Origin of the sequence: Pseudomonas sp. Irchel s3f10 (assembly GCF_900187515.1) — a bacterium.
Lineage (GTDB): Bacteria > Pseudomonadota > Gammaproteobacteria > Pseudomonadales > Pseudomonadaceae > Aquipseudomonas > Aquipseudomonas tensinigenes.
Window position 1 is genome coordinate 260,657 of the sequence record NZ_FYDZ01000008.1, and the last position, 19,665, is coordinate 280,321.

Annotated in this window: 18 protein-coding genes; 11 read left to right on the plus strand and 7 right to left on the minus strand. The window is 61.1% G+C overall.

All coding sequences use genetic code 11. The features are described 5' to 3' along the window. Nucleotides 1–8 precede the first annotated feature (8 nt). Together CKW17_RS18915 and CKW17_RS18920 are read right to left on the minus strand one after the other, a co-directional pair. Entirely contained in the window at nt 9–956 is a 948-nt protein-coding gene (locus CKW17_RS18915) for a FecR domain-containing protein (protein WP_095120993.1), read from the minus strand. Next, the gene (locus CKW17_RS18920) at nt 953–1,459 is read right to left on the minus strand and encodes a sigma-70 family RNA polymerase sigma factor (RefSeq protein ID WP_034152323.1); all 507 of its coding nucleotides are present in this window, start codon (nt 1,457–1,459) and stop codon (nt 953–955) included. The genes CKW17_RS18915 and CKW17_RS18920 overlap by 4 nt, the downstream gene beginning before the upstream one ends. Before the next feature lie 296 nt (nt 1,460–1,755). On the opposite strand from CKW17_RS18920, the gene CKW17_RS18925 reads away from it, so the two are divergent. The 4 genes from CKW17_RS18925 (at nt 1,756) to CKW17_RS18940 (ending at nt 7,038) form a co-directional block, all read left to right on the plus strand. Further along, entirely contained in the window at nt 1,756–3,474 is a 1,719-nt protein-coding gene (locus CKW17_RS18925; RefSeq protein ID WP_095120994.1) for a hydrogenase maturation protein, read from the plus strand. 370 nt (nt 3,475–3,844) lie between these two features. Further along, nucleotides 3,845–4,708, plus strand: coding sequence for a LysR family transcriptional regulator (locus CKW17_RS18930; protein ID WP_095121024.1), 864 nt, complete (start codon nt 3,845–3,847; stop codon nt 4,706–4,708). Nucleotides 4,709–4,819: 111 nt separating this feature from the next. Further along, entirely contained in the window at nt 4,820–5,965 is a 1,146-nt protein-coding gene (locus tag CKW17_RS18935; protein WP_095120995.1) for an SRPBCC family protein, read from the plus strand. Continuing rightward, complete coding sequence (locus tag CKW17_RS18940; protein WP_095120996.1) at nt 5,962–7,038, plus strand: SMP-30/gluconolactonase/LRE family protein; 1,077 nt, start codon at nt 5,962–5,964, stop codon at nt 7,036–7,038. Before CKW17_RS18935 ends, CKW17_RS18940 begins: the two co-directional genes overlap by 4 nt. A 133-nt stretch (nt 7,039–7,171) precedes the next feature. On the opposite strand, the gene CKW17_RS30415 is transcribed toward CKW17_RS18940, so the two are convergent. Both CKW17_RS30415 and CKW17_RS18945 read right to left on the minus strand, forming a co-directional pair. Next, nucleotides 7,172–7,336 carry a hypothetical protein gene (locus tag CKW17_RS30415; protein WP_176470091.1) on the minus strand — a complete coding sequence of 55 codons (165 nt, stop codon included), beginning with the start codon at nt 7,334–7,336 and terminating at the stop codon, nt 7,172–7,174. Nucleotides 7,337–7,432: 96 nt separating this feature from the next. Beyond that, entirely contained in the window at nt 7,433–7,675 is a 243-nt protein-coding gene (locus tag CKW17_RS18945) for a DUF465 domain-containing protein (RefSeq protein WP_064387680.1), read from the minus strand. A 204-nt stretch (nt 7,676–7,879) separates the two neighbouring features. On the opposite strand from CKW17_RS18945, the gene CKW17_RS18950 reads away from it, so the two are divergent. Then, nucleotides 7,880–8,401 carry a DUF4142 domain-containing protein gene (locus CKW17_RS18950; RefSeq protein ID WP_095120997.1) on the plus strand — a complete coding sequence of 174 codons (522 nt, stop codon included), beginning with the start codon at nt 7,880–7,882 and terminating at the stop codon, nt 8,399–8,401. 293 nt (nt 8,402–8,694) lie between these two features. Here the strand turns inward: CKW17_RS18950 and CKW17_RS18955 are convergent, their stop codons facing one another. Beyond that, a complete protein-coding gene (locus CKW17_RS18955) occupies nt 8,695–8,964 on the minus strand; it encodes a hypothetical protein (RefSeq protein WP_095120998.1) in 270 nt (89 codons plus the stop codon). A gap of 249 nt (nt 8,965–9,213) precedes the next feature. Here CKW17_RS18955 and CKW17_RS18960 point away from each other — a divergent pair, with 249 nt between their 5' ends. Genes CKW17_RS18960 through CKW17_RS18985 form a run of 6 tightly spaced genes read left to right on the plus strand, consistent with a single transcriptional unit; the run spans nt 9,214 to nt 14,641 of the window. Continuing rightward, on the plus strand, nt 9,214–10,065 hold the full coding sequence (locus CKW17_RS18960; RefSeq protein ID WP_095120999.1) for an STAS domain-containing protein: 852 nt from the start codon (nt 9,214–9,216) through the stop codon (nt 10,063–10,065). 4 nt (nt 10,066–10,069) lie between these two features. Then, the gene (locus CKW17_RS18965; protein ID WP_007912539.1) at nt 10,070–10,432 is read left to right on the plus strand and encodes an STAS domain-containing protein; all 363 of its coding nucleotides are present in this window, start codon (nt 10,070–10,072) and stop codon (nt 10,430–10,432) included. Beyond that, nucleotides 10,429–10,833, plus strand: a complete 405-nt coding sequence (locus CKW17_RS18970; protein WP_008084828.1) for an anti-sigma regulatory factor — start codon at nt 10,429–10,431, stop codon at nt 10,831–10,833. The genes CKW17_RS18965 and CKW17_RS18970 overlap by 4 nt, the downstream gene beginning before the upstream one ends. Further along, nucleotides 10,830–11,840: an ATP-binding protein gene (locus tag CKW17_RS18975; RefSeq protein ID WP_095121025.1), complete on the plus strand. Its 1,011-nt coding sequence runs from the start codon at nt 10,830–10,832 to the stop codon at nt 11,838–11,840. Before CKW17_RS18970 ends, CKW17_RS18975 begins: the two co-directional genes overlap by 4 nt. Further along, nucleotides 11,833–12,708 carry a sensor histidine kinase KdpD gene (locus CKW17_RS18980; RefSeq protein ID WP_095121000.1) on the plus strand — a complete coding sequence of 292 codons (876 nt, stop codon included), beginning with the start codon at nt 11,833–11,835 and terminating at the stop codon, nt 12,706–12,708. Before CKW17_RS18975 ends, CKW17_RS18980 begins: the two co-directional genes overlap by 8 nt. Beyond that, nucleotides 12,698–14,641 carry a response regulator gene (locus tag CKW17_RS18985; RefSeq protein ID WP_095121001.1) on the plus strand — a complete coding sequence of 648 codons (1,944 nt, stop codon included), beginning with the start codon at nt 12,698–12,700 and terminating at the stop codon, nt 14,639–14,641. Before CKW17_RS18980 ends, CKW17_RS18985 begins: the two co-directional genes overlap by 11 nt. A gap of 211 nt (nt 14,642–14,852) precedes the next feature. Here CKW17_RS18985 and CKW17_RS18990 read toward each other — a convergent pair whose 3' ends face one another. Then, nucleotides 14,853–17,486: an excinuclease ABC subunit UvrA gene (locus tag CKW17_RS18990; RefSeq protein WP_095121002.1), complete on the minus strand. Its 2,634-nt coding sequence runs from the start codon at nt 17,484–17,486 to the stop codon at nt 14,853–14,855. Nucleotides 17,487–17,517: 31 nt separating this feature from the next. After that, nucleotides 17,518–19,629 carry a PAS domain-containing hybrid sensor histidine kinase/response regulator gene (locus tag CKW17_RS18995; protein WP_095121003.1) on the minus strand — a complete coding sequence of 704 codons (2,112 nt, stop codon included), beginning with the start codon at nt 19,627–19,629 and terminating at the stop codon, nt 17,518–17,520. Nucleotides 19,630–19,665: the final 36 nt, after the last annotated feature.

Genomic DNA, 19,665 nt, shown 5'->3' on the forward strand with positions numbered 1-19,665 from the left:
TTATGGGTTTATAACCGCGCGTCGATGCTGACCCAGTACGGGTTGTGCCAGGTGACGCGGATCGGCAGCGAGCGTTCCAGCAGTTGCAACGTGCGATCGCTGTCGTCGAGCGGATAGAGGCCGCTGAGGCGTAGATCCGCAACGTCGGGACTCAGGTGCAGAATGCCGCGACGGTAGCGGCGCAGGCTGTCGATGACTTCGTACAAAGGCCGGTCGCGCACCTCCAGTCGACCTTGCACCCAGGCACTTTCCTGACCGGTGCTGCGTTCCAGCGACAGCACTCCAGCGCCGTTGAATAACAGACTTTCTCCGGCCTGCACCACTTGCCGCTCGCCACCCGCCGTGACCACTTCGACCTGCGAATGGAGCAGCACCAATCGCGTCGTATCTTCACTGTACTGCACGAGAAATTTCGTCCCCAGCGCACGCATGCGCCCGTGCTCGGTCTCGACTACAAAGGGTCGCGCCGACTCTTTCGCCACATCGACCAACAATTCGCCACTGCGCAAGGCGAGCAAGCGTTGCTGGCTATCGAACAACGGCACCACACGACTGCGCGCATTGAGGGTCAGCGCACTGCCGTCGGCCAAGGTGAAGTCACGTCGTTCACCTGTGCCGGTCGACAACTCCCCCGCCTCCGGCAGCCAGCCGTAGCGCCGTCCGAGTAATCCGGCTAACAGCGCAACACCGAGCACACTCAGACTGCCGCTGATAAAGCGTCGACGACTCGACGGCGCATTGAGACTGTGCAGCAGGCTGTTGCGCGGCACGCTGCGCAGGCTCGGGTTGCGCAGCAGATTCAGGCCGCCGCCCATTTGTTCAATGACCTGTTGATGCCGTGGATCGGCAAGCCGCCAGACCTCAAACGCTGCCCGCTCGGCCATGCCCGCCTCGCCCGATTGCAACAACGCCAGCCATTGCGCCGCCTCGTCGATCACCGCGTCGTCCGGCCTCATGCCTGCATTGCCTGATAGCAACGCTTGAACGCTTCGACCATGTATTGCTGCACGCGACTGGTCGATACGCCGAGGCGCTCGCCGATCTCGCTGTAGGTCAGGCCGTCGAGTTGATGGTAGAGAAACGCCGCTTTGGCCTTGGCCGACAACCCGTTGAGCAACCGATCGACCGCCAGCAGCGCTTCGATCACCAGCGCCCGTTCTTCCGGAGACGGATGCACCGGTTCGGGTGCCAGCGCCAGGCTTTCCAGATAAGCACGTTCAAGGTCCTGGCGGCGCCAGCCTTCGTACACCAGTCGGCGAGCGATGGTGGTGAGCAGCGCGCGTGGTTCGCGAATGGCCGTTGGGTCCGGCAATGCCAGCACCCGCAGAAAGGTTTCCGAAGCGATGTCCTGCGCACTGTGCGGGCAACCCAGCGTGCGGCCAACGGCAGCACACAGCCAGCGATAGTCCTTTTGGAACATCTGCCCGATGATCTGGTAATGCGGGTTGTACCCACCCATGCCTTGCTCCCTGAAACGGGTCCCACCCGCTGCGAAAAACCATCGTTCTGCCGGGATCGTCCGGCTCTGATCAGGCGCGACTGTGCAATAGCCTCGAAGACATTTGAAGTAATAAAAAATCAGCACAAGCAAACCATTGAGCATAAGGCACTTGGTCGCCGCAGAAACATTGGCTGACACAACGTTGACCTCGGTCACTGGCGCATGGCCGGCCACTGATTAATCTCGCGGCTCCATCGAAAGCCAGGGACGGCTCACCGAGAGCCCACGGCGAACCCACTCAAGGAAGAGCAAGCATGCGACCACTCAACATCATTCTGCTGTCGTCAGCGTTCAACGGCCTGACCCAACGTGCCTGGCTGGAACTGCGCGAGGCCGGGCACTCGCCGAGCGTAGTGCTGTTTACCGATGAAAACGCTGTATGCGAACAGATCGAACACAGCGGCGCGGATCTGGTGATCTGCCCGTTCCTCAAGGACCGTGTGCCCGAGGCGCTGTGGAGCAATGCCGAACGGCCGGTGGTGATCATTCATCCGGGTATTGTTGGCGACCGCGGCGCCAGTGCCCTCGACTGGGCGATTACCAATGAATTGTCGAGCTGGGGCGTTACCGCGTTGCAAGCGGTCGAGGAAATGGACGCCGGGCCAGTGTGGGCCTCTTGTGAATTCAACCTGCCGGCGGGCCTGCGCAAATCCGAGCTGTATAACGGCCGGGTCAGTGACGCGGCGATTCGCTGCATACGCGAAGTGGTGGAGAAATTCGTCGAAGGATTCGAGCCGGTGGCGCTGGACTATGCCGATGCGAAAGTGCGCGGGCGCTTGCAGCCGAACATGAAGCAGGTCGACCGCAGTTTCAGCTGGCACGACTGCGCGCGCTTCATCAAACGCTGCATCGATGCCGCCGATGGTCAGCCCGGCGTGCTGGCGAGCCTGGCCGGCAGTCAGTATTACGTTTACGACGCACACTTGGATTCACGCAGCGGCGTGCCCGGCGACATTCTTGCGGTGCATGACGATGCCGTGCTGGTTGCGGCGGGTGATCAAAGTTTGTGGATTGGTTCGCTACGCCGTAAACCGCAACCCGGCGAAGAAACCTTCAAACAACCGGCGCGGCACCTGTTGGCTGAGCAATTGGCCGACGTGCCGGTGCTGGGCTGGTCGATCGCTACACAGCCGTTCAGTGACGAAGCCTATCAACCGCTGCGGTATCGCGAATCCGGCATCGTCGGTGAGCTGACATTCGAGTTCTACAACGGCGCCATGAGCACCGAGCAATGCCAGCGCATGGTCGCTGCGCTGCGCTGGGCCAAATCCCGTGATACGCAGGTGTTGCTGATCAAGGGCGGGCGCGGCAGCTTTTCCAACGGCGTGCATTTGAACGTGATCCAGGCCGCGCAGGATCCCGGTGCTGAAGCCTGGGCGAATATTCAGGCGATCGACGATGTCTGCGCAGAACTGCTCACCGCCCGGCAACTGGTGGTCAGTGGCGTTACTGGCAACGCTGGCGCTGGTGGCGTGATGCTCGCACTGGCGGCCGACATTGTCTTTGCCCGCGCCGATGTCGTGCTTAATCCGCATTACAAGAGCATGGGGTTGTACGGCTCCGAATACTGGACTTACAGCCTGCCCCGCGCCGTCGGCCCGGCCATGGCCGAGCAACTGACTCAGGCGTGCCTGCCGGTGAGCGCGGTGCAGGCGTGGCAACTGGGCATGGTTCAGGAAATCGGCCCGCGTTGCCCGGACGAGTTTTCCCTGTGGTTGCTGCAGCGGGCCAATGGTGTGGTGAGCGATCCAACCTATGCGGCGGTGCGTGAGCGCAAGGCGCGGGTTGATCAGGTATTGATCCAGCGGTGTCGCGAAACCGAGTTGCAGGAGATGCAGGAAGACATGCTCTACAACCGCAATCAGTTTGCCGAGAAGTGCCGAAATTTTGTCTACAAGCGCAAGGTGTGTGGCACGCCGGCGCGGTTGATCGAAGAGTGGGCGCGGGTGCGTTTGACCGAGTTGGCCAGTTGATTTTGGCGGTGACTGCTTTCCCCTCACCCTAGCCCTCTCCCAAGGGAGAGGGGACCGATTGGGGGATGCTGTAGAGGTTCGCCGACATGAACGATCTCTACTGAATCCATAATCGCCTCGATCTTTCAGGTCGATGCATGACGCAAGACACCTCGGTCAGTCCCCTCTCCCAAAGGAGAGGGAACCGAGCCGGGGATATTGGAGATCTACACCGATGTGAGATTCATGTTCTGAATCCATAATCGACCCGATCTTTCAGGTCGATGTATGACGCCAGACACCTCGGTCAGTCCCCTCTCCCTCCGGGAGAGGGTTAGGGTGAGGGGCTTTTGCCTTTACAATGCCCGACACTTCAAACACCGGCCCGCCCATGGACATCGATCTCGCTCGCACCTTTCTGGAAATCGTCCGTCACGGCAGTCTCGCCGCTGCCGCGCAGAAGCTGTTCGTCACGCAAACGGCGATCACCGCCCGGGTGCAAAAGCTCGAAAGCCAGCTGGGCAGCACGCTGTTCGTGCGCAACCGCGCCGGGGCGAAACTGACGCCCAATGGCGAGGCCTTTGTGGTCTACGCCAATCAACTGGTGCAGACCTGGGAAGCCGCGCGCCGCGACCTGCCGCTGCCCGAGGGCTATCACAACGTGCTGCACATCGGTGGCGAAGTCAGCCTGTGCAACCCGCTGATGCTCAGTTGGGCGGCGGAGCTGCGCGAAAAGATTCCCGGGCACGCCCTGCGCATGGAAATCCGCGACGGCGAAAATCTGCTGCGGCAACTGGAACTCGGTGTGCTCGACGCCGCACTGGTCTATCAGCCGGAATACTGGCCGGGATTGCAGGTCGAGCAAGTGCTGGAAGAAAAACTGATTCTGGTACGCGCCCCCGAGCGCCCCGATCCTTACGTCTACATCGACTGGGGCCCGGACTTCCGCCGCCAGCATGACGCCGCCCTGCCGGAAAAAGCCAAAGCGGCGCTAAGCTTCAACCTCGGCCCACTGGCCCTGCAATACATTCTCGAACACGGCGGCAGCGGCTACTTCCGCACCCGCGTAGTACGCACGTATCTGGAAAGCGGCGCCCTTGAGGCAGTGACCAAAGCTCCGGAATTCGGCTATCCGACTTACCTGGTCTACTCACGCGATCGCGATTCGGCGACCCTGCAACAAGCCTTCCACCTGTTGCGCGAAGTGATCCGCACCGATGACGACTGGTCGCAGCGCTGGAACCCGCTGAGCTAAAGCGACGGCTTCGTACCGGAGCATGGCGCATGTGCCATCGAGGTCCGGCCTGCACAAACGGCCGGATCGGCTAATCTGCCGGGTATAACAACAATACCCGCAGGTGAAGCAGTGAGGCAGACCACCGAAATATTCCGCAGCCGTTACCGCGCGGCCATTCATCCGCTGTACAACCCGTGGCTGCACGGCGTCTTCGTGCTGCTCTTCGGCGTGCTGGCCATCGCTGCGTTCTGGGGCAGCGTGCGGCAGGTCAGCCTGCTGGAATGGCTGACGCTGCCGTTGACCCTGCTGCTGTTCAATTTCGGCGTGTACATGGTCCATCGCCATCTCGGCCACCACAAAAAAACCTTCGCGAAAATGTTCTACGCCCGGCATGCCGGCGATCATCACAGTTTCTTCACCCCCGGCCACATGACCTACGACAGTGCCCGCGACTGGCGGGTGATCCTGTTCCCTGCCTGGCTGATCGTGCTGCACACACTAGTGATTGCCCTGCCGTTGTGGTGGCTGTTGGCACAGGTAAACGCCAACGTCGCCGGACTGTTCGGCGGCTGCATGGTGCTGGGTTATCTGACTTACGAGGTGTTTCATGCCTGCGAGCATTTGCCGGCAGACAATCCTCTGGCGCGCCTGCCATGGATCCGCCAGATGCGCCGCTTGCACGAGCTGCATCACCGCCGCGAGCGCATGCAGCAGAGCAATTTCAACATCGTCCTGCCGCTGATGGACTACCTGTTCGGCACCCTTTACTGGGAGCCGGAAACCGCCCCTTTGAGCTACGCGAGAATGGCCATGACCCGCATGCAGCACACCGTCGATATCGCTGGCGAACCCAATGCTGTGCTTGCCTACGCCGCCAGTGTCGGTCGCTGGCCGGAGTGGCACCCCTCGTCGCTGAAGATCGATGGCGCCCACGGCCCACTGCATGCCGGCTCGCGCTTTGAAGAGGACATTCACGCGGGTGGACGTGAAGGCCATTTAATCTGGGAAGTCACCGAGTACTTGCCCGGCCGACGCTGGTGCGCACGGGCACAAGGCGATCATGGCCTGTCGTTGCTGCTGACCTATGAATGCAGCGCCGGCGACAGCGGTACGCGATTTGTGCGCACGCTGGATTATCGCTTCGGCGGTCTGGGCATGCGCATCGCCAATCACCTGCTGCTGAAACGGCGCATCGAGCGCGAATCCGCCGCATCGATGCTGGCGCTGCGCGACATGGCCGCGCAATACCTGGCCTCGGCGAGGGCCAGCGCGTGAAGCTACGACATCTGCTGTTGCTGCTGGTGCTCATCGTCATCGCGTTCTTATTGTTGATGCCGACCAAAGTCGAACCGGTGGCATGGACGCCGCCGCCGGCACCTTCGCTGACAGAAGGCATGTATGCCGAAAACCAGAAACTCAAAGGCATAGCGCAGGTCGGGCCGAGCGACATCGAAGGGCCAGAAGCCTTGCTGCTGGAAAGTGACTTTTTGATCACCGGCCTGCACGACGGCCGACTGATCCGCACCAGCCTCGACGGCCAGCAACGCAAAGTACTCGCCGACACCGGTGGCCGTCCGCTGGGCTTGGCCCGACATCCGAACGGCTTGCTGGTGATCGCCGACGGGGTCAAGGGTTTGCTGTCCCTTGATGCGCAAGGTCAGTTGATCCCTTTGACCACGGAGGCCAATGGTCTGGCGTTCGGTTTCACCGATGACGTCGCCATCGACAAGTCCGGGCATTACGCCTATTTCAGTGATGCCTCCAGCCGCTGGGGCTACGGCCATGATGGCGAGGCGATCATTGAGCACGGCGGTGATGGGCGTTTGCTGCGCTATGACTTTCAGAGCGGTAAAACCAGTGTGCTGCTCGATAAGCTTGAGTTCGCCAACGGCGTGACCCTCGGCCCGGACGACGCCTATGTGCTGGTCAACGAAACCGGCGCCTATCGCATCAGCCGTTACTGGCTGACCGGGCCGAAAGCCGGCACTCATGACCTGTTTATCGACAACCTGCCGGGGCTGCCGGACAACCTTGCATTCAATGGCAGTAACCGGTTCTGGGTGGCGTTGTATGCGCCGCGCAATGCTCTGCTTGATAGCACCGCCGGGCATCCGTTCGTGCGCAAGATGATCGTGCGGGCGTTGGCGGTTCTGCCTAAGCCAGTGGAGAAGCGCGGGTTTGTCCTGGGGCTGGATCTGGAGGGCAAGGTGATTGCCAATTTGCAGGATGCGAGCAGTGGCAATTACTCGCCGATCACCACGGTGCGCGAGTATGGGTCGTGGTTGTATTTTGGCTCGTTGAAGGCGACGCATATGGCGCGGATGCCGCTGGATGCGGCGCTGAAGTGAACCTGCTGGATCTGTATCGAGCCTACTGACGCCATCGCTGGCAAGCCAGCTCCCACAGGGTTCTTTGCTGACCGCGGCATTTGTGGACAACACAATTCACTGTGGGAGCTGGCTTGCCAGCGATGGCGATCTGTCAGTTGCTGGATTTATCGAACTTGTCCGGATCTTCGTCTTCGGGCAGATCATCATCCGGCTCTTCAGGATTGGCCGTGGTATGCGCCGGGCTATTGGGTTCGGGATGCGTGGGAACCGGGTCGAATGCGCCCTGCTCTTCACTGGGGAATTTGGGATCGTTCATAAGGCACCTCGCAATGAGTCGGATGGAAGACTCTGTACATTCGAGGTGCCGCTCGTGGCTGTCGTTCCCGTCAATCCGCAACCGCAGGTCGGCGGATCAGGACGGAGCCTGCAAATGGCTGACGATTTCGTCTTTGACCTTCAGGCGTTTCTCTTTGAGCTTTTTCAATGCGTCATCGGTGGGGGCATCTGAAGTGGCCGTTTCGGCTTTGACCACATCGGCGTCGGCTTGGGAATACTTGTTGATCAGTGAATCCAATCGTGGATCCTGGGTGCGTTTTTGCTGGATCTCTTCCTTCGTGCAACTCAAGTCCTGAAACAGGTCATGGGGAACCGGCATGGAACACCTCCGTCAGTTGATCGGCTGGCCAGCGCGACCGATTGCGCTGGCCAGTTATCAGAATGGCCTCGGTTGAAGGGTTCTGTCGACCACCTGTCAGACCAGCGGTGCCCGTTCGTCGCCCTGTCGCAAATGCGATCAAACCTTTATTCACCGCATCGTCTCCATTGGTTAACACCAACAATAACTGCGTGGAGATACACAATGGACGGATTCAACCTGCGTCATCTGGTTTTGGCTGTCGCTTTGAGCAGCGGCATGGGCAGCGCCTTCGCTGCGACTGACAATGACTTTGTCGATAACGCTGCGGCCGGTGGTATCGCTGAAATCGAAACCAGCCGTCTCGCCCTGGAAAAAAGCCAATCGGCTGACATCAAGGCGTTCGCCAACATGATGATCACCGATCACGGCAAGGCCAACGACGAACTGGCGAGCATTGCCAAGGCCAACGACATCGAAGTTCCAGACACTACGACCCTGGTCAAACAGGCCAAGGAAAAAATCCTCGAAGTGCGCGATGAGTCTTTCGACGCGGCGTACGCCAACAATCAGGTGAAGGCGCACGAAGAGACTATTGAGCTGTTCAAGAAGCAAGCCAATACCGTGACCGATGACAAGGTCAAAGGCGCGACTGAGCTGAAAGCGTTTGCGCAGAAAATGCTGCCGGGGCTGGAAAAACATCTGGCCGCCGCTAAAGAGTTGCAGGCCAAACATCCGAGCAAGTAAAAAGCTTTACCCTCACCCCAGCCCTCTCCCGGAGGGAGAGGGAGCCGACCGAGGTGGATGTTCGAGTTACGCCGACTTGAAAGTCTTGAGTCGAACTCAGGCTCTGAACAGCCCCTGACTTGAAATCTCGAGTTGAACCTGATTTTTGAAAAGCACCGAGATCGGCTCCCTTCCCCCTCGCCCCCTTGGGGGAGAGGGCTGGGGTGAGGGGGATCGATCTCAGCCACACCACCAGACTCCAGCGAAAAAAAGGCCGCATCCATAAGATGCGGCCTTGTCATATCCGCCGAACATCAACCGCCATCCGTATCAATATCCGCATCCGTCTCCTCCCCCGGTTTCGCCCGATCCGGCTGCGGTTCGAAGCCCGGACTGAATTCATTGTCGTTGTCCGTGTGCTTGTTCTTTTGATCCACCACCGGATCCGCACTCTGCGCCTGACCGTCATCGCCCTGTTGCTGCGTCGGCACCTCTTGCCCCGGCACCTGCGGGTCAATCGCCGGGTCGTTGCGGTTGATCGGCTCGGCGGAGGGTTTCTGCTGATTTTGCGATTGCTCGTTCATGACCACCTCGTTCGTCAAAACCAGCCCGGCGCAAACCCGCCGGGCCTTGAAGATTCGAAGCCTGCCCCACGCCAACGTTCAAAACTTCGCCGCGCCCGGCGACGCCGACTAGAGTTACCGGGACGTTCCTTGCGCCAGAGCAAAAATATACGTGCATGAACGAACAACTATTTCGAACGGCAAATGTCGATCACTTCGCGGCGATCATTTTCACGATCGCCCCCCAATTCGCGACGGAGCAACAGGCACATGGCAGCACTGCAGAACAGCACACTCGATGCGATGAAAAACAAACAAGCACAACTGCTGGGCGAATGGATCAACGGCCTGCAAGCCAGCGGTGCCACGCGTAATCTGAAAGATCACGATCTGCAGCAACAGACCACGGAATTCCTGCAACTGGTGGTCAGTGGCATCGAGAACGACAACGGTACCAACATTGCCGCACCGGGCTGGGAAGCCACCCGCCAGTTCCTCGAAAAGCTCTCCCACAGCCGCGCCCTGCTCGGCCAGGATTCGCAGCAGACCGCCAGTTTCATCTTCGCCCTCAAAGGCCCGTTGTTTAACCTGCTGCAGAGCCATTACAAAGACCAACCGGCGCTGCTCGCCGAACAACTCTGGGAAGTCTCCGAGCTGCTTGATGCATTCGGCATGCACACCATCCGCACCTTCCAGAAATCCCGCGAAGCGGTGATCAAGCGTCAGCAGGAAGAACTGCTGGAGCTGTCGACCCCGGTGGTCAAGCTGTGGGACGGCGTGCTCGCGCTGCCGATGATCGGCACCCTCGATTCGCAACGCACGCAAGTGGTGATGGAATCGCTGCTGCAGCGCATCGTCGACACCGGTTCGGAAATCGCCATCATCGACATCACCGGCGTGCCGACGGTCGATACTTTGGTCGCCCAACACCTGCTGAAAACCGTCACCGCGATCCGCCTGATGGGTGCCGACTGCATCATCAGCGGCGTGCGTCCGCAAATCGCGCAAACCATCGTCCACCTCGGCCTCGACCTGCAAGGCGTGGTGACCAAAGCCAATCTGGCGGATGCGTTGAAACTGGCCCTGACCCGCCTGGGCATCAGCATCGGCAAAGCGGTCTGAGCCCATGGAAAGAATTCCGATTCTTCAAATGGGCAAGTTCCTGCTGGTGACCATTCAGGTCGACATGCATGACCAACTCGCCCTCACCTTGCAGGACGACTTGTCCGAGCGCATCAGCAAGACCTCGGCGCGTGGCGTGCTGATCGACATCTCGGCGCTGGACATGGTCGACTCGTTCATTGGCCGGATGATCAGCACGATTTCCGGCCTGTCGAAAATCATGGACGCCGAAACCATGCTGGTCGGCATGCAACCGGCAGTGGCGATCACCTTGGTCGAACTCGGCCTGACCTTGCCCGGCGTCAGCACCGCACTGAATGTCGAGCGCGGGATGAAACTGCTGCAGGAACGAGTAGACCGGCAATGACCGTACGCAGCAGCGGTACTCAACCCATTCACATCGAGCAGGATGTCGTGCTCGCCCGCCAGACCGCACGCAAGCTGGCCACGGAATGCGGAATGCGCCTGATCGACCTGACGAAAATGGTCACGGCGGTCAGCGAGCTGGCCCGCAACACCATGGTTTACGGTGGCGGCGGCGACATGGACTGGCAGATCCTCGATGAGGATCACAAGGTCGGTCTGCGCTTGACCTTTCGCGACGAAGGCCCGGGCATTCCCGACCTGAAACTGGCGATGACCGACGGCTGGACCTCCGGCAGCGGCATGGGCCTGGGCCTGACCGGGGCGAAACGCTTGGTTGAAGAGTTCGAACTGGACACCGAGCCCGGCAAGGGCACCCGAATAACGATTACCCGATGGACATGAATATCAGCGGGTCGATGACCCAGGTTTTACTGATCGAAGACAGCAGCCAGATCGGCCACGCACGGCGCACTGCGCAACAACTGGCCGAACAACATGGCTTTGACGAGCGCGATGCCGGACGCGTGGCACTGGTGGCTACGGAGTTGGCGAGTAACGTGCTCAAGCACGCCAGCCACGGTGAAATGCACCTGCGGGTGTTGCCACGCGCCAATGGTTTTGGCATTGAACTGCTCGCCATCGACCGTGCTCAGGGGTTTGATCTGGAGGCCTGCATGGCCGACGGGTTCTCGACCGGCGGCACCCAAGGCATCGGCCTTGGCTCGATATCACGCCAGACCGAAGTGTTTGATGTGTACGCCGATGCCCGTGGCGCGGTGTTATTGGCGCGATTTTATCCGCGCACGGATCGCGAGCCTGACATGCGCTTTGGGATAAGCCAGCACTCACTGCACAACGATCCGGCCTGCGGCGATGTCTGGCACCTGGCGTATGACAACGGCAGCATCAGCGCGCTGATCATCGACGGCCTCGGTCACGGTGAAGAAGCCGAACGCGCCGGCCGCGCCGGAGCGCAAACGTTCGCCCTGACGCCCTTCGCCGAGCCGGTGATGCTGATGGAGGACATGCACCGCGACATGATCGGCACTCGCGGCGGCGCTGTCGCGTTCGCCCAGTTCGATGCGCGGCGCGACCACTTGACCTTTGCCGGCGTCGGCAACATCGGCGCCAGTCTGATCAACGCCGACAAGTCCCGTGGACTGGCCTCGCACCCAGGCATTGTCGGCGTGCAGTATCGGAAAGCCAGATCCTTTGACTATGCTCACGTGAACGGACATCTATTGATCATGTACAGCGACGGCTTGCAGTCCCGTTGGAACCTTCAAGACTACCCCGGTCTGGTGCACCGCCATCCCGCCGTGATAGCCGGCGTCCTGCACCGCGACTTCAGTCGCGGGCGCGACGATGTAACGGTGCTGGTCGTTGCCCTGGAGGCCGCCCATGGCTGAGTCGCCGATTCTGAGCAGTGCGGAACAGACCGCGCTGATTGCGCAGTTGCAGAGCGAAACCGCGGCCCTGCGCGAAGAACTCGATGAAACCAATCAGGGCGTGCTGGCCCTGTACGCCGAACTCGACATACAGGCTGAGGAATTGCGCCAGGCCTCGGATCTGAAAAGCCGCTTCCTGTCGTACATGAGCCATGAGTTCCGCACGCCACTGGGCTCTATCCTCAGCATCAACAGCCTGCTGGCCGATGAACTCGACGGTCCGCTCAGCCCCGAACAGCACAAACAGGTGGCCTTCGTCAGCACCGCCGCCCGCGAACTCAGCGACATGGTCGATGACCTGCTCGATCTGGCGAAGATCGAAGCCGGGCGCATCACCATCTCCCCGGCGTGGTTCGACATGTTCGACCTGTTCTCCGCCCTGCGCGGGATGTTCCGGCCGATCGTCGATGCCAGCGCCGTGGACCTGATCTTCGAGGAACCGGTCGGTCTGCCGCGCCTGTACACCGACGACAAGAAGCTCGCGCAGATCCTGCGCAATTTCATTTCCAACTCGCTGAAGTTCACCACGCGAGGCGAAGTACGGGTTTCCGCGCGGCTCGAAGGTGCAGACAAGGTGCGTTTTGCCGTCAGCGACACCGGAATAGGTATCGCTGCCGAGCTGCATGGCGCATTGTTCGAGGACTTTTCCCAGGTCGACTCGCCGTTGCAGAAACGTCTGCGCGGCACCGGGCTGGGCCTGTCGCTGTGTAAACGCTTCGCCGCCCTGCTCGGCGGTGAAGTCGGGATGGACAGTGCGCCGGGGGTCGGCTCGACCTTTTTCGTGATCATCCCGTTGGCGATCGCTCTGGAGAACGTCGATGAAACGTGACATCCGTCTATTGATCGTCGATGACAACGTCGCCACCCGCTACGCCCTGCGTCGACGGCTGGAGCGCCACGGTTACGAAGTCCTTGAGGCCGGGACCGGCGGCGACGGGCTCGCGCTGATCGACAGCGAAGCACTCGATGCGTTGATTCTCGACGTCAATCTGCCGGACATGAGTGGCTTCGATATCGTGCGCATTCTGCGCGCTGATGCGCGCACTGCCCTGCTGCCCGTGATCCATGTGTCCGCGGCGTCGATCCAGACTGGCGACATCATCACCGGCCTCAATGCCGGCGCCGATGCCTACCTGATTCACCCGGTGGACCCGGATGTACTGCTGGCGACCCTGCGCACGCTATTGCGGGTGCGCGATACGGAAAATGCCCTGCGCGAAAGTGAAGCGCGATTCCGCGAAATTTTCGCCAATGTGTCCGCGCCGATCGCGGTGCTTGATGCCAACCTCAAGGTGCATGAGTGCAACCAGGCCTTCGCACAACTGATTATCGACAATCAGGACCCGCAAATCCTGCGTGAATGCTTCGCCGAGGATCAAAGCGCGATCCTCAATGAATTGCGCCTGCGTCTGGTCGATGGCGAACGCTGGCAAGGCACGCTGAACATGCGCGTGCAGGGCGAGATCCGCGAGACCGAGTGGCAGATTTCGCCGTACCGCACGCCAGAGCTGAGCCTGGTGTTTGTCGAAGACGTAACCGAACACCGCCATCGCGAGCGCTCGCATCTGGCGCGCCTGGACGACACCACCACGCAACTGGCCAAGGAAGTCGCTGAGCGCGTGCGCGCCGAAGCGCAGTTGCTGCAAGTACAGAAGATGGACGCACTAGGCAAGCTCACCGGCGGTATCGCCCACGACTTCAACAACCTGCTGACCGGAATCATCACCAGCCTCGAGCTGATCCAGAAACGCGTGGTCGATGGGCGTCTGGACAAGGTGCAGTTTTATTCCGAAGCGGCGCTGAATTCAGCGATGAGTGCCGCGTCACTCACCCACCGCTTGCTGGCCTTTGCCCGTCAGCAACCGCTGGATACACGGCCGGTGGACATCAACGAGCAAGTCCGTTCGCTGGAAGAATTGCTGGTGCGCACCATCGGCGAACGGATCAACCTCAAGCTTGAACTGACCAACAAACCGGCCATCGCCCTGGTCGATCCGGTGCAGCTGGAAAGTGCGGTATTGAACCTGGTGATCAACGCCCGGGATGCCCTGCCGGCGGGCGGCAATATCTGGGTCAACACCTACGCCGCGTACTCACACGGCGATCCGAATCTGGCCGATGGCGCTTACGTGGCGCTGTCGGTGCGCGACGACGGCACAGGGATTGAGCACAACGTCATCGATAAAGTCTTCGATCCGTTTTTCACCACCAAACCGTTGGGCCAGGGCACCGGGCTGGGGTTGTCAACGATCTATGGTTTTGCCCGCCAGTCGGGCGGTGATGCGCACATCCGCAGCGTCGCCCGGCGCGGCACCGAAGTGACCATCATGTTGCCGGCCACCACCGACCCGACCGGGGCCGACATCCCCGCGCCAGTGGTTGATCCGCAAGGTAGCGGTGAGCATGTACTGATTGTCGAGGACATGCCATCGGTGCGCATGTTTGTCACTGAAGTGCTGGAAGACGCGGGTTATCGCTGCACCCAGGCGGCGGATATCGAAACGGCGCTGGAGCGATTGCAGAATGATCCGTCGATCAACCTGTTGCTGACCGACGTTGGCCTGCCGCGCATGAGCGGGCGGGAGTTGGCGGATGTGGCGCGGGGTTGGCGTGACGGATTGCCGATTCTGTTCATGACCGGGTATGCGGAAACGGCGATCAATCGTCAGGTGTTTCTGGGCAGCGGCATGGACATGCTGGTCAAGCCGTTTCAGATCAGTGAGTTGCTCGACAAGGTCCGCCGCACGCTCGATGGTGCCTGACTGCAGCACCCACAGGAACTGATGTCGAACACAGATCCACTGTAGGAGTGAGCCTGCTCGCGATGGCGTCAGGTCAGCCAATTCATCTGTGACTGACACCCCGCTATCGCGAGCAGGCTCACTCCTACAGGGTTCGGCGTGCACGCGGGATATGGGTGGGCGAGCTTGCTCCGGGCGGCGTTCCGACAAAGACGTCAGCCTGCCAACCCACCTATCGGCTCAAGGCACGGGCCAGAAACGGTGCCGTCCTGCTCTTCTTGCTCGCCGCAACCTTCTGCGGTGTATCCGCCACGACAATCCTGCCGCCCTGATCCCCCGCCCCCGGCCCGATGTCGATCACCCAGTCACTCTGCGCGACCACGCGCATTTCGTGCTCGACCACAATCACCGTATGCCCCGCCGTCACCAGCGTATCCAGTTGTTCCAACAGCCGGTCGACATCGCGCGGATGCAGCCCGGTGGTCGGCTCATCGAGCACGTACAAGGTCGCGCCGCGCTGGTTGCGCTGCAACTCGGTAGCCAGTTTGATCCGCTGCGCTTCACCGCCGGACAGCTCCGTGGCGGGTTGGCCCAGACGCAGATAACCGAGGCCGATATCGCGCAAAACCTCCAGCGAACGGCGAATCCCCGCTTGCCTGGCAAACACCGTCACCGCTTCCTCGACGGTCAATTGCAGTACCTGCGCAATGCTCAGCCCCTCCCAGAGAATCGCCAGGGTCTGCGGGTTGTAGCGTGCGCCATGGCAGGTCGGGCACGGCGCATAAACGCTGGGCATAAACAACAACTCGACGCTGACAAAGCCTTCACCCTCGCACGTGGCGCAACGACCCTTGGCGACGTTGAAGGAGAACTGTCCAGCGTCATAACCCGCAGCCCGAGCAGCGTCGGTCGCGGCATAGAGCTTACGGACGTTGTCGAACAGCCCGGTGTAGGTCGCCAGATTGGAGCGTGGCGTGCGGCCGATCGGTTTCTGATCGACCTGCACCAGTCGCTTGATCGACTCCAGCCCCGACGTGACCTGACCGCTGCTGACCTGCGGTGCGTCGTCTTCGAGGCTGAGTTCTTCCGGCTCGCTCTCCACCGTCGGCCGCCCCAACTGCGCGCCGACCAGTTCCAGCAAGGCCTGACTGACCAGACTCGACTTGCCGGAGCCGGACACGCCCGTCACCGAGGTGAAGCAGCCCAACGGGAATTCGGCACTGAGGTTGTTCAGATTATTGCGGGTGATCCCGTCGAGTTTCAGCCACGCCGTCGGCTTGCGCGCAACGCGTGTCTGGCGCTGCGACTCGGCAAACAGATAGGCCCGCGTCTGCGACTGCTCGATCGCGGCCAGACCTGCCGGCGGGCCGCTGTACAGCACCTGCCCACCCTGCTCGCCCGCTGCCGGGCCGACATCGATCAGCCAGTCAGCGCGGCGCATGGTTTCCAGGTCATGCTCGACCACAAACAACGTGTTGCCATCAGCCTTCAAGCGTTGCAAGGCCTCGAACAACGCCTCGCCATCGGCGGGATGCAAACCGGCGGAAGGTTCGTCGAGCACGTAAATCACCCCGAACAATTGCGAACCCAGTTGCGTCGCCAGGCGCAAACGCTGCAGCTCACCGGACGACAACGTTGGCGTGCTGCGCTCCAGCGCCAGATAACCGAGGCCCAGATCGGTCAGGGTGCTGACGCGCTCCAGCAGATCCTCGGCAATGCGCTGCGCCGCCAAACGCTTTTCCAGCGACAGGTTTGGCGTGTGTCGCACATCCGGCGCACTGCCATGCCCGCTGGCGCCGTGGGCCACGCGCTGCTGGCGGGCCTCGCGGGTTTGCGCGTGGCTCAAGGTCTCGCCGGTTTCTTCGGCCTGCTGCAGATAACTGGCCGCCGCCACCGGCCTTAATACCTCGGCCACTTGCAGCAACGGCATCTGCGACAGCTCACCGATGTCATACCCGGCGAACGTCACCGATAACGCTTCACGCTTCAGGCGCTTGCCGTCACACAACGGGCAAGGACTGCCGAGCATGAACTGTGAAACGCGCTTCTTCATCAGCGCACTTTGCGAATGGGTAAACGTGTGCAGGATGTAGCGGCGGGCGCCGGTGAACGTGCCCTGATAACTCGGCTCCATCTTGCGCTTGAGGGCGACGCGGGTTTCTTCCGGGGTCAGCCCAGCATACACCGGCACGGTCGGGGTTTCTTCGGTGAAGAGAATCCAGTCGCGCTGCTTTTTCGGCAGTTTTTTCCACGGGATGTCGACGTCGATGCCCATGGTCACGAGGATGTCGCGCAGGTTCTGGCCCTGCCAGGCCAACGGCCAGGAAGCCACGGCGCGCTGGCGGATGGTCAGGTTCGGATCGGGCACCATCAGCGCTTCGGTGACTTCGTAGACGCGACCGAGGCCATGGCACTCCGGGCAGGCACCCTGCGGCGTGTTCGGCGAAAAGTCCTCGGCATATAACATCGGCTGCCCCGGCGGATAACTGCCGGCGCGCGAATACAGCATGCGAATCAGGCTCGACAACGTCGTGACGCTGCCCACCGACGAGCGCGTGCTCGGCGTACCGCGTTGCTGCTGCAGGGCCACGGCTGGTGGCAGGCCTTCGATGGAATCGACATCCGGCACGCCAACCTGATCGATCAGCCGTCGCGCATACGGCGCCACCGATTCGAAGTAACGGCGCTGGGCTTCGGCATACAGGGTCGAGAACGCCAGCGACGACTTGCCAGAGCCAGACACCCCGGTAAAAACCACGAGAGCATCGCGAGGAATGTCGATATCAACGTTCTTAAGGTTGTGTTCACGGGCGCCGCGCACTCGGACCATGCCGGCGGGTGCTTTGGAGGTGCGTTTGGAAGTCATCGACCTGCCTTGATAAAGGAATGTTCAGCACTCAGTTGCCGAGAACCACCCGAATCATCTGCAACAAGGCTTCGGGGCTGTACGGTTTGCCGAGCAAATGGGTGTCAGGGCTTAACTGGTGATTGCGCGAGATGATGTCGCGGGTGTGTCCGGAGGTGAACAGCACCGCCACCGGCGGCGTTTGCACCTTGGCCCAGGCGAACAGGTCGGAGCTTTTGATCAGCCCCGGCATGACCACATCGGTGAAGATCAGGTCGACTTCGGTGCCTTCCAGGAGCATTTGCATGGCCGCATCGCCGTGACCGGCGGTCAGCACGCGATAGCCCTCCTCGCGCAACAACTCGACCGCCGAAGCGCGCACCGCGTCGTTGTCCTCGACCACCAGAATCGTCTCGTGGCCACCGCTCTGCTGCCGTTGCAGGTTGGGCGATTCATCAAGGATCGGGCGCAGGCTGCGCGGGAAGTACAACTGCACCTGCGTGCCCTCACCGACGGCACTGGCAATGTCGACATGCCCGCCGCTCTGTTTGACAAAGCCGAACACCATGCTCAGGCCCAACCCGGTGCCCAGGCCATCGGCCTTGGTGGTGAAAAACGGTTCGAACACTTGCTCGAGAATCTCTGGCTCAATGCCGGCGCCGGTGTCGCTGACGGCGACGCGGACAAACTCGCCGGGGACGATGCCTTTGCCGGCACAGAATTCGCGGTCGAGGCGCACGTTGGCAGCGCTGAGCGCAATGGTGCCCTCGCCCTTCATCGCATCACGGGCATTGATCGCCAGGTTGAGAATGGCGTTTTCCAACTGGTTGCGGTCGACGTTGATGTGCCACGGTTTTTGCGGCAACTGCACGTTGATCTGAATGGTTTCACCCAGCGCCCGCTGCAGCAATTCGCCGACACCTTCGAAAATCTGCTGCGGGTTGCACACTGCTGGCGACAACGGTTGGCGGCGGGCAAACGCGAGCAGTTGCGAGGACAACTTGGCACCGCGCTCGACCGCCGCCAGCGAGGCACTGACCCGGCGCTGCACATTGGCGTTGTCCGGTTCGTGGCGGGCGAGCAAATGCAGATTGCCAGCGATCACTTGCAGCAGATTGTTGAAGTCGTGGGCGACGCCGCCGGTGAGACCGCCGATCGCTTCGAGCTTCTGCGACTGGCGCAACTGTTCTTCAGCCGCCAGCCGCGCCTCGACCTCTTCGCCCACGCGCTGTTCGAGGTTGCGGGTAAATTTGAGCAGCGATTCTTCGGCAATCTTGCGCTCATGAATGTCGATCAGTATCCCGGGAAAACGCAACGGCGCACCATGTTCGTCGAACTCACACGCGCCACTGGCCAACACCCACGAATAACTGCCATCACTGCGCCGGACGCGATACTCGGCGTTATACGGCTCGCCGGTCTGCACGGAATGGGCGACCCGCTCTTGAACCCAGGCGTGGTCATCGGGATGGATGCGCGACTCGGCAATGTCCTGAGCGAGATTGCTCAGGTCGTGATCCGGCGGATACGAGAACGTACGGGCGAAACGCTCGTCCGCGGACAATGTGTTGTTTTTCACGTCCCAGACAAACGAGCCGAGCAAGGCCCCGGCATTCAGCGCCAGACGTACCCGCTCATTGTCAGCGCGGTAGGCTTGTTCCGCCGCCTGACGCCGGCGTTCGGAGTGCATGAATTCGGTGGTTTCCACCACCATGGCCATGACCCCGCCGGGCGCTCCATCATCATTGGCCACCGGGCTGTAATACAGATCCATCCAGACGTCTTCGGGGACGCCATCGCGCAACAGCACCAGTTCTTTATTGCGGAAAGACAAAGTGCCGCCGGCCAGGCAGGTATCGACCACGTGCCGGTTGAAATCTGCGACTTCCGGCCAACCCAGCTCCACCGGCGCACCGAGTAGATACGGGTGCCGACCACCGGCAAATATCGAATAGGCATCGTTGTAGATCATGTAGCCGAGACGGCCCCAGAGCATGACCATCGGCAGTGGCGAGGCCAGCATCAATTGCACCGCGCTGCACAGGCTGGCCGGCCAGCTGTTCAGCGGGCCGAGTTCGGTGTGGCTCCAGTCGAACGCACTGATGCGTCCGGCCATTTCGCCTCTCCAGCCGTCACAACCATGGCTATCGGATAAAAACTGCATCGACTGACTCAGTGTCCTGTGGTGATTGCCCGATAA